The sequence below is a fragment of the Thermus antranikianii DSM 12462 genome (genome assembly GCF_000423905.1).
Taxonomy (GTDB): Bacteria; Deinococcota; Deinococci; order Deinococcales; family Thermaceae; genus Thermus; species Thermus antranikianii.
Window position 1 is genome coordinate 33019 of the sequence record NZ_AUIW01000006.1, and the last position, 14962, is coordinate 47980.

Consider the following 14962-nt stretch of genomic DNA (forward strand, 5'->3'; position numbering starts at 1 on the left):
GGGCATGCGCTTCCTTTTTTTCCTCCTAACCTTAAGCCTAGGCCTAGCCCCCTTTGCCCGGGCCCAGGAAGACCCCGTGGTGGCCCAGGTGGGGCCCGAACACATCACCAAAAGCCAGTTTGAGCTCCGCTTTGGCCTCTTCGTCAAAAGCGCACTCCGGCAGCTTGGCCTCCCCGACACGGAGGAAACCCGCGCCCTCCTGGCCCAGTACCGGGCCCCTTACCTGCAGGCCCTGGCGGAGGAGCGGGCGCTTCTCTTGCTGGCCAGGCGCCAGGGTTTTTGGCCCATGCCCGACAGCGTGGAGGCCCGGGTGGCGGAGCTCGTGAAGGCCTTCCCCGAGGAGGAGGCCCTGCGGAAGGCCCTGGAGGGGGCAGGGGTGCCCGACCTGGCCACCTACCGCACCCTCCTGGCCGAGGCCATGGCCCTCGAGGCCCTGGAAGCCCATTACCGCACGGAGCTTAAGGTTTCCCCGGCGGCCCTGAAGGCCCTCTGGCTCCTTTCCCCGGAGTACCGCCACCCCGCCCTCTACTGCGCCCGGCACATCCTGGTGCCCACCCTCGAGGCGGCCAAGAAGGTCCTGGCCCGCCTGGCCAAGGGGGAGGCCTTCGCCCAGGTGGCCAAGGAGGTTTCCCAGGACCCGGGCTCCAAGGAAGCCGGGGGGGATCTTGGCTGCGAGCCGGAAGGCACCTACATCCCCGCCTTTGAAAAGGCCCTGCTATCCCTGAAGCCCGGGGAGGTTTCCCCTCCCGTGGGGACGGAGTTTGGCTTCCACGTGATCCTCCTGGAAAGGCTGGTACCCCCGGGCCGCTACCCCTTGGAGGAGGTGGCGGAGGAGCTGGCCCAGGGGGTGAAGGACAAGGCCTGGGAAAGGCTGGTCCGGTTCCTGATCCGCCCCTATCCCATCACCCTTTTCCCCGAGCGCCTATAGGGTTAGGAGGAGGGCCGCATCCCCCCTTGGGGCAGGGGCCAAGGCCAGGGCCTCCCCGGGGGCGTAGATGCCGCTTTGCCCCTCAAAGGTGAGGCCCAGAATCTCGCCGTTCAGCATGGGGTTCAGGAGGAGCCGGAGGTGTTCCCGGCCCACGAGCCTCTCCTGGGCGGAAGCCCTCCAGACCTCTCCTTCCCTTCGGGATCCATCCCAGGGCCAGGGGCGGTTCCAAGGGGCGGGGTTGGCGGAGGGTTGCAGGAGAACCTCTGCCCCCAGGGCGTCCAGCCGGGCCAGGTACCGCTCAAAAAAGCCGTCCAGGCAGATGAGGATGCCCACCCTGCCCGCCTGGGTTTCCACCAGGTGGGGGCCGAAAGTGCCCCGCCTGAGCCAGCGCTCAAGGGGCGTGGGTTCCATCTTGGGCACCTGGGCCAACAGGCGGCCTTCGGGGTTGAAGAAAAGGGCGAGGTTCTGGAAAAGGAGCGTGCGGGCAAACCGCCCCCGGGCCAGCTCCTCCTCGTAGGGCGGGGAGAGCAGGGTGCCCGCCAAAAGATAGGTGCCGAAGGCTTGGGCGGCTTCCGCCATCACCTCCCGGAAAACCCCGTAGGCCCGCCGGGCCCGCCTCCAGGGGAGAAGGGGGTTTTTCAGGAGGTCCCTGGGATGAAAATCCCCTTCCAGGTGGAGGAGGAGGGGAAGCCCAAAGAGCTCCGGGAAGGCAACCAGGCGGGGAGAGGAAGTGCCCTCGAGGCTTTCCAGCAAGGAGAAGACCCGCTCCCGGAAGGCCTCCTCCGTGCGGTAGAAGTCCGGCTTGACCTCCGCTTGGATGGCCAAGAGGGTGCGGAAGCGCACCCCTTCAGTCTAATGCCCCTGGGCCAGGCTCTGGGCCACGATGAAGGCCCCCATGGCCACCAGGAAAAGGGCAAACCCCCGCCTCAGGCCCCCCTGGGGTAGCCGCACCGCCAGCCGGCCGCCCAGGAAGCTTCCCAGGGTTCCCACTCCCACGAAGAGGAGGGCCACCCCGTAGTTGACGGCCAGGCCCAGCTCGGGCAAAAGGTGCAGGTACTTGTAGAAGCCGGCGAAGGACTTGAGGGCGATGATGAAGAGGCTGGTTCCGATGGCCAGGTGCATGGGAAGCCCTCCCAAAAGGACCAGGGCGGGCACGATGAGAAAGCCCCCGCCCACCCCCACGAAGCCGGTGAGGGCTCCCACCGAAAGCCCCTCCAGGAGGATCTTCCAGGGCTTGCGGCTTCCTTCCCCCTCGGCCCTTAGGGGGCTTGGCCGGGCCATGAGGTAGGCGGCAAGAAGCATCACCAGGGCGAAGGTGAGAAGCTGCACCTCCCCGGAAACGAAGCGGGAAAGCCAGGCCCCCAGGTAGGTGCCCGCCATGCCCGGAAGGCCGAAGAAGAACACGTTGCGCCAGTCCACCAGGCCCCTTAGAGCGTAGGGCAGGGCTCCCAGAAGGGCGATCCCCCCCACGATGAGAAGGCTTTCGGCGATGGCCTGCTTGGGGGGCTCCCCCAGGAGGTAGACCAGCACGGGCACGGTGAGAATAGACCCCCCTGAGCCCAGTAGCCCCAGGGAAAGCCCGATGAGAAGAGCGCCAAGAAGGGCTAGGCTCATCGCTCGATCGGCAAGCTCGCGCCCATCCAGGCGTAGGTGCCCCCCTCGAGGTTGTACACCCGTTCCCCGGGGAAGCCCTGGCCCACCAGGAAGTCCGCCGCCACCCCCGAGCGGTTGCCGGAGTTGCAGACCAGGAGGATGGGCCGGTCCTTGGGCAGGTCCTTAAGCCTTTGCGGCAGGGAGGAGAGGGGGATGTTCACCGCCCCGGGCACGTGCCCGTCCGCGTACTCCCAGGGCTCCCGCACGTCCACCACCAAGGCTTCCTGCAAAAGCTTTTCCGCCTCGTGGGGGCCCACCTCCTGGTACGGGGTGGCGGTGTAGCCCACCTCCACCGGGCTGGTGTCCACGGGGAGCCCTGCCCTGTACCAGTGGACGATGCCCCCCTCGAGGTTGTAGACGTTCCCGTAGCCCTGGGCGGTGAGCCAGGCGGCCGCCTGCCAGGAGCGGTTTCCCGTGCGGCAGTAGAGGACCACGGGCCGGTCCTTGGGGATTTCCCCGTAGCGGGCCATGAACTCAGAGAGGGGCACTAGGCCTGCCCCAGGAATCCGGGCCTGGGCGTACTCCTCCACCTCCCGCACATCGATGAACGCCACGCCCTGGTCGTGGAGCTTCTTGGCTTCCTCTGGGCTCAGGTCCTTGACCTCGGCTTCGTACATGTTTACCACCTTGGGGTGTTTGGGGAACTGGGGCAGAACCCCAGTTCCCCGGCGCTACGCTCAGGCGCTTACCAGCTCCTCGCCCTTTTCCACCGGGAAGCCTGCTTCCTGCCAGGCCCTAATCCCCCCGGTGAGGTTCAGGGCGTTCCTGAAGCCGTGGGACAAGAGGGCGCTGATGGCGGTGCTGGAGCGGTCCCCGCCCACGCAGTGCACGATGAGGGGCTTGTCCTTGGGGAGCTTGTCCAGGTGGGCGAGGACGCGGCCGGCATGGATGTTCAAGGCCCCGGGGATGTGCCCGGCCAGGTACTCGTCCCGGCCCCGCACGTCCAGGATCACTGCCTCGCCCCGCTCCCAGAGGGCCTTGGCCTCTCGGGCCGTAATCTGGGGTACGGTTTCCAGCTCCCCATCCGCATACCCCTGGAGGCCAGGGATATACCCCACCACCTCATCCAGGCCAATACGGATCAGGGCCCGGGTCAGGGCTTCCACCTCGGAGGGATGGGCCAGGAGGATCAGGGGCCGGTCGTAGGGAAGAAGCCAGCCTGCCCAGGTGGAGAAGTTCTTTCCGGCAGGGATATTGATGGCCCCCCGGATGTGCCCCCCGGCGAAGGCGAACTTGTCCCGGGTGTCCACCAGGATGGCCCCCTTCCGTAGGTACCGGTCAAACTGGGCCTTGGTGAGGCGGCCAGGGTGGGGGATGCCTCCCAGGATGGGCATGCCGTCCCGGTTGAGCCGCTTCATCTCCTTGAAGTAGGTGGGGGCTTCCGGCTGACCGGCGAGAAGCGCTTTTACGAAGCCCTCCTCATCGTTCCTCTCCAGGTATTCCGCCCACCAGGCGTGCCGCTTCTCGTAGCCCACGGTGGTGGCGGGAAGGGCCCCCAGGGCCTTGCCGCAGGCGGAACCTGCCCCGTGGCCTGGCCAGACCTGCACGTGGTCGGGAAGGGTGAGGAACTTCTCCTTGAGGCTTCGGAACATGCGCCGGGCCCCGGGCAGGGCGGTGCCCTTGATGCCGGCGGCTTCCTCCAGAAGGTCCGGCCGGCCGATGTCCCCCACGAAGACGAAGTCGCCCGTGAGGAAGAGGAGGGGTTCGTCCGTCACCGCCCCATCCGCCACCAAGAAGGAAAGGTGCTCCGGGGTATGGCCCGGGGTGTGCACGGCCTTCACCCGGATATTTCCCACCCTGAACTCATCCCCATCCCTGAGGAGGACATGGGAGAAGCCCTCCAGTCCTTTGTACTTCCAGTTCTCGTCCCCTTCGTCCGAGAGGTAGAGGGTGGCCCCGGTGGCCTTGGCCAGCTCCCGGGCTCCCGAGAGGTAGTCGGCGTGGATATGGGTTTCGGCGATGGCGGTGATGCGCAGGCCCAGGCTTTCCGCCAGCTCCAGATAGGTGTCCACGTCCCGCTTGGGATCCACCACCAAGGCCTCCCCGGTGGCGGCGCACCCCAGGAGGTAGCTCATCTGGGCCAAGCCTTCCTCGTAAATCTGCCTGAAAACCATGGCTTTACCTCCGGTGTGGGACTATTGTCCCCATGTCGCCAATATACCCTATGGGGGTACATGGTGTCAATAGAGACAGCGTGCGCGGAGGTCTATTCTTTACGGGAAACATCTGCTATATTCAACAAAGGATGTACCCCTACGGGGGTATCCAGGAGGAGACGATGGCGCTACTGGGACCTAAGGAGCAGGAGATCGTGCGCGAGCGGCTTGCCAACCTGACGCGGGATGTGGAGCTGGTGCTTTTCACCGACACCTCCACCCTGATCGTCCCGGGTAAGGAACCCTGCTTATACTGCAAGGAAACCAAGCAGCTTCTGGAGGAGCTGGCCGCCCTTTCGGATAGGCTTCACCTGGTGGTTTACGACCTGGCCACCCCCGAGGGCAGGGAGAAGGCTAAGGAGTACAGGGTGGAGGATCCCCCCACCCTGATCCTGCGGGAGAAGGGCTCCGAGGCCATCAACCTGCGCTACCGGGGTATCCCGGCGGGGTACGAGTTCGCGAGCCTCCTCGAGGACATCGAGATGCTGGGCCGCGACGGCCACGGCCTGCCGGAGAACGTGGTCCAGGAGCTTAACAACCTCCCCGAGGAAGTGGTGCTCCAGGTCTTCGTCACCCCCACCTGCCCCTACTGCCCTCAGGCGGTGCGCACCGCCCACCGCATGGCCTACGCCTCCCCCAAGGTGTGGGGCGAGATGATCGAGGCCAACGAGTTCCCCGAGCTTTCCAGCCGCTACCACATCCACGGGGTGCCCGACACCATCGTGAACCACGGCAAGGAGAGGATCCTCGGGGCCCAGCCCCTTTCCCAGTTCCTCCAGGCCATCCGCAAGGCGGTGGGGGTGAGCGCCTAGCATGACCCGGCGGGCGCTACTTGGGCTTTTTGCCCTCCTGGCCCTGGTGGCTTGCGGGCCCAGGGGAAGCTACCAGAACATCGGCCCCCAGGAGCTCTACCAGGCGGTGGATCAGGGAGCGGTGGTGGTGGACGTGCGTACCCCCCAGGAGTTTGCCGAGGGGCACGTCCCCGGGGCCATCAACCTCCCGGTGGAAGCCATTCCCCAGTGGGCGGATACCCTTCCTAAGGACAAGCCGGTCTACCTCTATTGCCGTAGCGGGAACCGCAGCCGCCAGGCGGCGGAGTACCTGAAGCGGAAGGGGTATACCAACCTCTACAACCTCGAGGGCGGGATCCTGGCCATCCAAAGAGAGGGCTTCCCCTTGGTTCGCTGATGGATGCGGTGCAGGTAGGGCCCTTCGCCATTCCCTGGGCCAGGTTCCAGGTGTTCCTGGCCCTTCTGGCCATGGTGGCGGTGGCTGAGGTCCTGGCCCGAAGGGTGGACCGGAGGCTTGCCCCGTGGACCTACAACGCCATCCTTGCGGGGTTTCTTGGGGCCCGAATCGGCTTCGTTTTGGAAAACGCATCCGTTTACGCCCGGGATCCCCTTTCCATCCTCTACGTGTGGCAAGGGGGGTTTGACCCCCTTTGGGGTATCCTGGCTGCGGGGGGGTACACGCTGATGGCATTGCCCAAGAACCTCTGGCGGTATGCCCTGTTCGCCGCTTTGGCGGCGGGCTTGGTCTTTGGGGTCTTCCTGGTGCAGAGGCGGGGAGGGGAGGAGGTGCGCCTGCCCTCCCTCACCCTCACCACCCTGGGGGGCACCCCGGTGAACCTGCAGGACTTCCGGGGGAAGCCTTTGGTCCTGAACCTCTGGGCCACCTGGTGTCCTCCTTGCAGGCGGGAACTACCCATGATGGTGCGCCTGAGCCAGGAAAACCCGGATGTACGCTTTGCCTTCGCCAGCCAAGGGGAGGGGCCGGTGGTGGTGCGGAACTTTCTGGAGGAAGAGAGGCTCGCTCCCGAGTGGGTTCTCCTGGATCCGGAGACCCAGCTTTCCCAGGTCCTGAAGACCCAGGGCCTCCCCACCACCTTTTTCTTTGACCGGGAGGGGCGCTTGGTGGCCCGGCACCTGGGGGAGCTTTCCGAGGCCCTTCTTCTTGGGTACCTGAGGGTTTTGCGTTAGCTTCCCGCGGAAAGCAGGGTTTCCTTCTCCCCCACCACCGTCTTCAGGTGCACCGGCCGGCCCCACAGGCGGTAGAGGTTCTCCAGCACCGCCTGGGTCTTTTTCAGGTCCAGCTCCACGCCCTCGTAGGCGTGTTCCAGAAGAAGCTCTCCCCGGTTCCCGTAGTTGGCGTCCACCAGCTCCACGATGGGGTAGCCCCCGTTGGTGAGGCGGAAGAGGAGGGCCTTCTTGGCCTCAGCGAAGCGGGGAAGGTCCTCAGGGTTGAGGAGCCTCTGCCTGAGGGCGAACTCGGGGGTCAGGAAACTATCCAGGAAGCTCAGGTCCGTGTGGATGGTGCGCACCTGGAAAAGCTGCTTGAGCCCCAGGCCGGTGGGCCTCTCGTAGGTGAGCCGCTCCCCTAGGGGCAGGGCCTCGTACTCGGGGCCGAACCGCCCTTTGTCCCAACGTTCCTCCACCTCCTTTAGGAGCAGGTAGCCCAGGCGGTAGGGATTGAAGCCGTGTGGGGCGAGAAGCCCGGCCTGGAGCTCGGCGAACTCCAGGGCTTCCTCCGGGGAGAGGAGGGGGAGGAGGAGGCGGGTGTGCCAGTAGGTGGCCCAGCCCTCGTTGAGGATCTTGGTGGCCGCCTGGGGGACATAGTACAGGCTTTCCTCCCGGATGATCTCCAGGATGCCCTTCTGCCAAGGGGCCAAGGGGGCGTGCCGGGCCAGAAAGCCCAGGATGTCCCGGGTGGGCCTGGGGGGGAGGGGGATGGGGCTTGCCCCCTCCTCGGCTTCCTTGGGAGGCGCTGGAGGAGGGTTCACGTAGGGATCCAGGTAGGGGCGCACCTGGAGGCGGTCAGGGGGTCTTTCTCTTTCTTCCTCCCTGTCCTCTCCTTCCCGCCTTTGGATGTAGGGAGCGTGGGGATCGATGAGGTTTTCCAGGGAAAGGGCCAGGTCCAAAAACTCCTCCACGCTTCTCGCCCCATGCCGCTCCATGGCCTTTTCCACGAAGGCCGCATGATGGGCCATCTCCGCTTCCATGTCCTTGGGGATGGGTTTAAAGGCCAGGTTGTTGTGAAAGAAGTCGGCGTGGGCGTAGACGTGGGCCATGACCAGCTTCTGGGCGAGAAGGGTGTTGCCCTTAAGGAGGTAGGCGTGCACGGGGTAGGTGTTGGCCACCAGCTCGTAGATGCGCCCGAGGCCGTAGCGGTAGGTTTCCCGGTAGCGCAGGTACTCGCTGCCGAAGCGCCAGTGGGGGTAGCGTCGGGGAAAGCCCCCGTAGGCGGCCAGCATGGCCATCTCCTCTGGACCTACCTCCTCAAAGAGCACCGGGGGAAAGGAAAGCCCTTCCGCCAAGGCTCTTTCCCGTAGGATCTCGGCCCAGCGGCGAAGCTCCTTGCGCATCCTTTAGCCTCCCAAAAGCCGCCTCAAGGCCAAGGGCAGGTCCTCCTTGCCCCGCACTTCGGTGGCGGCTAGCCCCTCTTCCTGGCCCAAAGCTTCCTTCAGGTCCTCCAGGAACCGCCCCTGGCCGTAGGGTCCCTGCACCTGGGCATACCCGTAGAGGGCCAGGGTGGGGAGGAGGCGCCTTAGGGCCTCGAGGGCCACGGGGGTGTCTCCCTGCCAGTTCTCCCCGTCGGAGAAGTGGTAGAGGTAGCGGTTGTAAAAGGCCTCCGGGTAACGCTTCAGGATCTCCTCCGCCAGGAGGAGGGCGCTGGAAAGCCGGGTACCTCCGCCTTCCCGGGCCCGGAAGAACTCCTCCTCCGTTACCTCCCAGGCCTCGGCGTCGTGCAGGAGGTAGCGCCTTTCCAAGCGGGGGAAGTGGCGCTTGATCCAGAGGGTGATCCAGAAGGATAGGGTCTTCACCAGCCTAAGCTCCTCCTCCCGCATGCTCCCCGAAACGTCCAGGGCGAAGAGGACCACCGCCTGGGCGTGGGGCCTGGGCTTGCTCCTCGGGGCCTTGTAGCGGAGGTCTTCCCGATCGGGGACCAAAAGGGGCTCCTCCGGGCGGTACTCTCCGGTGATGAGGGCCCGCTTAAGGCTTTCCTTAAGGGTGCGGCGCACGTGGCGCAGGCCCCTCGGTCCCTTGCGGGCGATGGTGGTGTAGCGGGAGGCCTCCTCCGTGACCTCCCCTTCCCCCTTGGGCCTGAGCCGGGGAAGCTTTAGGGCCTCGCCCACCAGGTCCAGAAACTCCTCCAGCTCCAGCTCGGCTACGGGCACATGGCCCGCAGGGCCCAGGCTTTCCGTCCCCGGGCCCCCAAGGCCCAGGTCTTCCCCCAGGGGCTCCTTGTATACGATCTTGGGAAGCTCCAGCTGGGGCAGGGGTATGGAGACCAGGCGGCCTTCCACCTGGCCGAAAAGCTCCTCCCGGGTTAAAAACTCCCGGGCCCGTTTCTTCACCTCCCCGCGAACGATCTCCTTAAAGCGCAGAAGATCGCGCTCAATGGGCCTCATCGCTCACCCCGGGCGAAGATGGAGGCGGCGAACTCCAAAACCCCGCTGGCGCAGTGCTCGCAGTAGCCGTAGTCGCGGATAAGGCGGGCCTTGACCACGTCGATCTTGGCCTGGGTCTCCGGGTCCACCACCCCCGAGACCAGGGCGGAGAGGCGGATGGTGTCCTTCTGGTCGTCGAAGAGCTTGAGCTCCAGGGCCCGGCGAAGCCTTTCGTTGTCCTTGTAGGTGAACTGCCTTCCCTCCAGGGCCAGGGCGCCGATATAGTTCATGATCTCCCTACGGAAGTCGTCCTTGCGGGACTCGGGGATCTCTATGCGTTCCTCTATGGAGCGCATGAGTCTTTCGTTGGGGGGTTCGGGGGCACCGGTGTAGGGGTTTTTCACCTTCTCCCCCAGGACGTAGGCCTTTACGTGGTCGATGTAGTTGTGGAAGAGGCGGTTTAGGGCCTCCTCGTCGGCGGCGATGGCCCTTTGCACCTCGTTCTTCACGATTTCCGCATACTCCGCCTTTACCTCCTGCAGAAGGGCCCTATAGCGTTCCCGGGTCTTCTCGTCGGAGATCAGGGAGTGGTGCTTGAGGCCCTCTTCCAGCTCGTTCATCACCATGAAGGGGTTGATGCAGGGTTCCTCCGAGGTGACCAGGACGTTGGAGATCTTGTCCTGGATGTAGCGGGGGCTGATGCCCTCGAGGCCCTCGCGCTTGGCCTCGGCCATGAGCTCCCGTACCGCCTCCTCCGTCCAGCCAGGAAGGAGCTTGCCGTCATAGAGCTTGAGCTTCTGCATGAGGGTGAGCCCCGCCCGCTTGGGAGGCTCCAGCCGGGTGAGGACCGCCCAGGTGGCGGCCATCTCCAGGGTGTGGGGGGCGATGTGCTTGGCCCTGACCTTGCTGAAGTCCCGCTGGTAGATTTTCACCTCGTCGGAAACCCGAAGGATATAGGGAATGTCGATCTTGATGGTGCGGTCCCGGAGGGCCTCCATGTACTCGTTGGCCTGGAGCTTCCGGTACTCAGGCTCGTTGGTGTTGTGACAAACAACGTTTCCGACGCCACAGACGAAGTTATGGAGGCCCTCGCATTCGATGTCGTAGACCCACTCCGCAAACGCCCTCCGGGAGTGCACTCGGGCTTGGAAGCGGCGGTGGCGGCCCCCGCGCTTGCCATCCCCCGAAACGAACCGAATCCGGTAGGCCGGGGGCCGACCAGGCCGCTCCTGTCGGTAAACGCTATAGTCGTAACCGAGCAACGTCGCCAGGGTGCCGACCTGGGCAGCCAGCATCGGCGAGATCGTCTTGAATTCAAAGAAGCGGGCACGGTAATCGGCCGATGCGGTCCGGTCGAGCTCTGCGGAGAGCTTACGGGAGCCATCGGTGCGCATCAGTTCGTCAAAGGCGTGTTCGAGAAGCGGCCTTGGCAACCGAAAGAGGAAGTCCGGGAGCCTCTTCGAGGCTGCGTGTTCCCCGCAGTGGTGGCGAGCAAGCACGGCGATAGCCTGCGAACCAAGGTAGAGTCGCCATGCCGAATCGGTCTTGGCGCCGGCGTCAATGTACCCGTGTGCGGTTGTGATGCGAGCGTAAGCCCTACGGACCCGTTCCAACTCGTTCCGGTCCGCATGGCTAATCACGATGCCGCCGTTTTTGCCGTTCACGTGGCCCTCGGTGGCGTACCAGATGAGGACGGTGAGGAGGTCCTTGAGGGCGCTCTCGTCCCGAACCGGGTGGTAAACCGCTCGGATCTCTGTTGCGTGCCGTGGGAGGGCGAGCCTTGCCCACCCCGGACGGGCGGGGCGCGTCAGGGGCCCGCTTCCCACCGCTGCACGAACGTCTTCGCGGATGAAGCCGTCAACACCTTCCACGACATCCACAAGTGCCTCTTCGTCCTGTAAGGCGAGATCCACATCGATCCGGCGCACCGCCGCGATCTCGCGCCGCTCCTCCGGGTAGAAAGTCCGCCCGTCGCGGTCGTATAGGGAGTGGTTGGGAGTCGTTTCCACTACGCCCCACTTCTGGGAGGTGGTGAGCATCTCGCCTGTAAACCGGTGCCGGAAGATCGACCGGACTGGGGTCCAGCGCGTCTTACCCGACGAGAAGTCGTGTGCGAGCACTTCGAGTCCCGTGGGGTCGCGGCCGAACCTTTCCCAGAGACCTTGAAGTGTTGTCCACCCGGGGATGCCCTGGTAGCGGTACAGGATCGGCGTGTCTCCGGAGACGCTATGCCCCAGGATGATCTCGTCGATATCGGTCTGGGCGAACTTCTTGGACTTGATCTTGTGCTCCTGGCTGGCGGTGAGGAGGTCGTAGAGGAAGGCCACGTCCAGCTTGAGGATCTCGATGAACTCCACCAGGCCCCGGTTGGCGATGTTGAGTTCCCCGTCGAAGTTGAAGGCCCTGGGGTCGGAGTCGGAGCCGTAGATGGCCACCTTGCGGTAGTTGATGTCCCCGGTGAGCTCGGTGGAATCCTGGTTCTTCTCGTCCTTGGGCTGGAAGGTACCGATGCCGATGCGGTCCTTTTCCGAAAGGACCAGGCGCTTCACCACGATCTCCTCCTCCAGCACCTTGGCCAGATCCCCGCCGTGGCGGGCCAAGGCCTCCCGCATCTGGAAGCGGCACACCGGGCAGAGATCCCCCTCCAGCTCGAGGGGGTAGGGGTACTCGGGATGGAGATGCTGAAGCTCCTCCAAAAACTCGTTCCGGATCTCCTTGGGCAGGAGGAGGAGGGGCTCCTCGTGCATGGGGCAGGGAAGGGGGCCTTCCGGGGTCTTCCAGTAGAAGGTGAAGAGCTTCCCCTCCTCCGTGCGGCTGTAGGCCTCGAGGCCCTTCTTGAGAAGCCGGGCGATGGTGCTCTTGGCCGAGCCCACGGGACCGTGGAGGAGGAGGATCCGCCGTTCGGGCCCCAGGCGGTGGGCGGCGGCCTTTAAGGTGGCCACCAGGCGCATGAGGGGCTTGTCCAGGCCGAAGATGGCGTCCTTCCCCCCCTCAAAGGGGTCATCGAAGAAGCGGTAATGGAGGAGCTTCTCCTTAAAAAGGGTGTACTCCTCCACCCCGTAGGAGAGGATCATGTCGTGGACCCGCTGGAAGCTGGTTCTCAAGGGCCTGGGGTCCTTCTTGAGAAGGCTTAGATAGTCGGCGAAGGAGCCTTCCCAGCTTAGGGCCCGGTAGGCCTCGAGGTCTTGACGGCGACGGATGCGCTCCAGTTCGTTCATGGACGCCCTCCTTCATACCGGCTAGGGACGGGTTTTGATAGCTTTGCCTTTATTGTAGCAGGTTCTGGGCGGAGAATGTGGCCCTGGTTCTAGCCGGGAAGGGGGTTTTGCGCTAAGCTTTCCTAGCTTCTTGTGGAGATCTCGTAGAACCCCCGGGCGTTGTGGAGGAAGTGGGCCAGGATGCTGGGGAGAAGGCTTCCGGTGAGAAGGTAGGTGAGCCCAAAAAGGAGCCCGGCAAGCCCGGTGTAAACCGGGTAGGCAAGGGCCCGCCTGGGGGCGGGGTGAAGGAGGGCGAAGACCAGGGCCTGGAGGAAGAGCCCAGGGGGTCCAAGCCAGGCCAAGAGGAGGCTTTGCAAAAGGCCTCGGAAGAAGACCTCCTCCGCCACCCCCGAGAGGAGGGCGAGGAGGAGGAGGATGGCGGGTCCTACCCTGGCCCGGCGCAGGGCTTCTCCCAAAGCCCGGTGGAGGTTTTCCGCTTCCCGGAAGGAAGCGGGGAAAAGATGTCTAAAGGCTTCCTCCAAAGCGGCCAAGGCCAGGAAGAGGCCCAGGGCATAGAAAAGCTCCTTGGGGTCCGCCTGGCCGAAGGGAAGGTCCAAGAGAAGCATACCCGAAGCCCCAAGGAGGAGTAGCCCTCCCTGGAGGACCAGGAGGAAGCCGAGGGGTGGAGGGACCAAGGCCTTAAGGCTCTATTCCCCGCCCAGGGCGAAGCCCTGGTCCAGGAGCCTCTTGGGGTAAGCGCGGAAGGCCAGGAGGGTTTCCGTGCGCTCCACCCCTTCCAGGGATAGGATCCCCTGGGTGACGGCGTCGTCCAGCTCCTCGAGGTCCTTAAGGCGCAAAAGGGCTACCAGGTCAAAGGGGCCCGTAACCGAGTAGACCTCGGCCACCTGGGGGAGTTCGGCGATGGCCTCGCCCAGGGTGGCGATCCGGTCCCCGCGGGCACGGATGAGTACGAAGGCGGTGATCACCCCTTTATCCTACCTCCAGGATCAGCTTGGGCCGGAAGGCCAGAGCGTCGGCGGCCACCAGGTGGAGGGGAATGCCCCGGTACTCCTGGGGAAGCTTTTCCGGGTCCGCCCCGTGCAGGTGGCCGTAGACGATGGCCTGGGGCTTGGCCTCTGCGGCCAGCTCCAAAAGGGAGGTGGTCTCCCCCTTGGGGCCGAAGGGGGGGAAGTGGAAGGCCACCACCAGGTGGCGGTGGGGTTTGCGCTTCAGGTCCTGTAGGGAGAGCTTAAGCCGCTCCACCTCCCGGGCGAAGATCCGTTCGTCCTCCGGGGTGGCGGGCGGGTACTGCCAGCCCCGGGTTCCCGCCACCGCCACCCCGTCCAGAACCAAGGCATCGTTTTGCAGGGCGTACATGCCTTCGGGTAAGACAGCTCTCAGGCGGCTTATGGAGGGCCACCAGTAGTCGTGGTTCCCCTTTAGGAGCACTTTTTTGCCAGGCAAGGCGGCCAGGTCCAGAAGGTCCGGCAGGGCCTCCCCCAGGCGCATGGCCCAGGAGATGTCCCCAGGGACGATCACCAGGTCCCCCTCCGCCACCACCTCCCGCCAGCCTCGGAAGAAGGCCTCCGGATGGCCCTGCCAGTTGGGGCCGAAGATGGTCATGGGTTTGGGGTGCAGGCGGGAGAGGTGGGGGTCGGCGATGGCGAAGACCCGCATGGGCTTTAGCGTACCCTATGGGTATGGAAAAGGCCGAGGCCCTGGCCTATGCCTTAAGGCTCCTTTCCCAAAGGGCCATGAGCCGGGCCCGCCTGCGGGAGAAGCTTCTCGGCCGCTTTTCCGAAGGGGAGGTGGAGGAAGCTCTGGCCCGCCTCGAGGAGCTGGGCTATTTGGACGACCGGGCCTTTGCGGAAACCTTTGTGGCCACCAGGCGGAAGTACGGTCCCCGTAAGCTCCGCTTCCTCCTGAAAGCCCAAGGGGTGCCGGAGGAGGTGGTGGAGGAAGTCCTTGCCGCCTATGGGGAGGAGGAAAGCCTGGAGGCGGCGCTTAAAGTCCTCCGCCGCTACCCCCGCCGCCTGGACAAGGCCAAGGCGGTGCGGTTCCTCCAGGGCCGGGGTTTTCCCCTTTCCGTGGCGTTAGAGGCCTACCGGCTTGTCAAGGAGGAGGAAAGCGGGTAAAAAGAGCCCATGCCCGAGGTGCGCGCGGAACGCTTGATCAAGGCGCCAGCGGAAAAGGTGTATGCCCTGGCCAAGGACCTGGAGGGCTTAAAGCCCTACCTTAAGGAGGTGGAAAGCCTCAAGGTGCTCTCCCAGGAGGGCAACCGCACCCGAAGCGAATGGGTGGCGGTGGCCATGGGCAAGAAGGTGCGCTGGTTGGAGGAGGAGGAGTGGGACGACCAGAACCTAAGGAACCGTTTCTACTCTCCGGAAGGGGATTTTGACCGCTACGAGGGCACTTGGGTTTTCCTGCCGGAGGGGGAGGGGACCCGGGTGGTCCTGAGCCTTACCTATGAGCTCACCATCCCCATCTTCGGGGGGCTTTTGCAGAAGCTCGTGCAAAAGCTCATGCAGGAGAATATAGAGAGCCTTCTCAAGGGCCTTGAGGAGCGGGTTCTGGCTTCCTAGTGAACCCGGACAAACACATGTGAGACTCTGGGCTGGGATAAAAAGAGGGGGACCGACTC

General features: G+C 64.8%; 16 protein-coding genes. 6 read left to right on the forward strand and 10 right to left on the reverse strand.

Features of this window, described 5'->3' with window-relative positions:
• Window positions 1–4: 4 nt before the first annotated feature.
• On the forward strand, window positions 5–928 hold the full coding sequence (locus G584_RS0106645; protein ID WP_028493923.1) for a peptidylprolyl isomerase: 924 nt from the start codon (window positions 5–7) through the stop codon (window positions 926–928).
• On the opposite strand, the gene G584_RS0106650 is transcribed toward G584_RS0106645, so the two are convergent.
• From G584_RS0106650 to G584_RS0106665, 4 genes are read right to left on the reverse strand one after another with little or no spacing between them, the layout of a single operon-like run.
• Window positions 923–1771: a carbon-nitrogen hydrolase family protein gene (locus tag G584_RS0106650; protein WP_028493924.1), complete on the reverse strand. Its 849-nt coding sequence runs from the start codon at window positions 1769–1771 to the stop codon at window positions 923–925. The two genes, G584_RS0106645 and G584_RS0106650, sit on opposite strands and share 6 nt — an antisense overlap.
• A 9-nt stretch (window positions 1772–1780) precedes the next feature.
• Window positions 1781–2542 carry a sulfite exporter TauE/SafE family protein gene (locus tag G584_RS0106655; RefSeq protein WP_028493925.1) on the reverse strand — a complete coding sequence of 254 codons (762 nt, stop codon included), beginning with the start codon at window positions 2540–2542 and terminating at the stop codon, window positions 1781–1783.
• The gene (locus tag G584_RS0106660) at window positions 2539–3198 is read right to left on the reverse strand and encodes a rhodanese-like domain-containing protein (RefSeq protein ID WP_028493926.1); all 660 of its coding nucleotides are present in this window, start codon (window positions 3196–3198) and stop codon (window positions 2539–2541) included. Before G584_RS0106660 ends, G584_RS0106655 begins: the two co-directional genes overlap by 4 nt.
• A 60-nt stretch (window positions 3199–3258) precedes the next feature.
• Window positions 3259–4695 carry an MBL fold metallo-hydrolase gene (locus G584_RS0106665; RefSeq protein WP_028493927.1) on the reverse strand — a complete coding sequence of 479 codons (1437 nt, stop codon included), beginning with the start codon at window positions 4693–4695 and terminating at the stop codon, window positions 3259–3261.
• A gap of 164 nt (window positions 4696–4859) precedes the next feature.
• On the opposite strand from G584_RS0106665, the gene pdo reads away from it, so the two are divergent.
• The 3 genes from pdo to G584_RS0106680 are packed head-to-tail and all read left to right on the forward strand — an operon-like array spanning window position 4860 to window position 6716.
• Window positions 4860–5549 (forward strand): protein disulfide oxidoreductase, encoded by a 690-nt coding sequence (gene pdo / locus G584_RS0106670; RefSeq protein ID WP_028493928.1) that lies wholly within the window; start codon window positions 4860–4862, stop codon window positions 5547–5549.
• A 1-nt stretch (window position 5550) separates the two neighbouring features.
• Window positions 5551–5925, forward strand: coding sequence for a rhodanese-like domain-containing protein (locus G584_RS0106675; protein WP_028493929.1), 375 nt, complete (start codon window positions 5551–5553; stop codon window positions 5923–5925).
• A complete protein-coding gene (locus G584_RS0106680; protein ID WP_028493930.1) occupies window positions 5925–6716 on the forward strand; it encodes a TlpA disulfide reductase family protein in 792 nt (263 codons plus the stop codon). The genes G584_RS0106675 and G584_RS0106680 overlap by 1 nt, the downstream gene beginning before the upstream one ends.
• Here the strand turns inward: G584_RS0106680 and G584_RS0106685 are convergent.
• The 6 genes from G584_RS0106685 to G584_RS0106710 form a co-directional block, all read right to left on the reverse strand.
• Entirely contained in the window at window positions 6713–8098 is a 1386-nt protein-coding gene (locus tag G584_RS0106685) for a SpoVR family protein (RefSeq protein WP_028493931.1), read from the reverse strand. The two genes, G584_RS0106680 and G584_RS0106685, sit on opposite strands and share 4 nt — an antisense overlap.
• A 3-nt stretch (window positions 8099–8101) precedes the next feature.
• Window positions 8102–9145: a DUF444 family protein gene (locus G584_RS0106690; protein ID WP_028493932.1), complete on the reverse strand. Its 1044-nt coding sequence runs from the start codon at window positions 9143–9145 to the stop codon at window positions 8102–8104.
• A complete protein-coding gene (locus tag G584_RS0106695; protein WP_028493933.1) occupies window positions 9142–12342 on the reverse strand; it encodes a serine/threonine protein kinase in 3201 nt (1066 codons plus the stop codon). Before G584_RS0106695 ends, G584_RS0106690 begins: the two co-directional genes overlap by 4 nt.
• Before the next feature lie 122 nt (window positions 12343–12464).
• A complete protein-coding gene (locus G584_RS0106700) occupies window positions 12465–13016 on the reverse strand; it encodes a CPBP family intramembrane glutamic endopeptidase (protein WP_028493934.1) in 552 nt (183 codons plus the stop codon).
• A 12-nt stretch (window positions 13017–13028) separates the two neighbouring features.
• Entirely contained in the window at window positions 13029–13307 is a 279-nt protein-coding gene (locus tag G584_RS0106705; protein ID WP_028493935.1) for an Lrp/AsnC family transcriptional regulator, read from the reverse strand.
• A 4-nt stretch (window positions 13308–13311) separates the two neighbouring features.
• Entirely contained in the window at window positions 13312–13998 is a 687-nt protein-coding gene (locus G584_RS0106710) for a metallophosphoesterase (RefSeq protein WP_028493936.1), read from the reverse strand.
• A gap of 17 nt (window positions 13999–14015) precedes the next feature.
• Between G584_RS0106710 and G584_RS0106715 the strand changes: the two genes are divergently transcribed.
• Both G584_RS0106715 and G584_RS0106720 read left to right on the forward strand, forming a co-directional pair.
• Complete coding sequence (locus G584_RS0106715) at window positions 14016–14456, forward strand: regulatory protein RecX (RefSeq protein ID WP_028493937.1); 441 nt, start codon at window positions 14016–14018, stop codon at window positions 14454–14456.
• A 9-nt stretch (window positions 14457–14465) separates the two neighbouring features.
• Window positions 14466–14903, forward strand: a complete 438-nt coding sequence (locus G584_RS0106720) for a type II toxin-antitoxin system RatA family toxin (RefSeq protein ID WP_015717586.1) — start codon at window positions 14466–14468, stop codon at window positions 14901–14903.
• Window positions 14904–14962 lie beyond the last annotated feature (59 nt).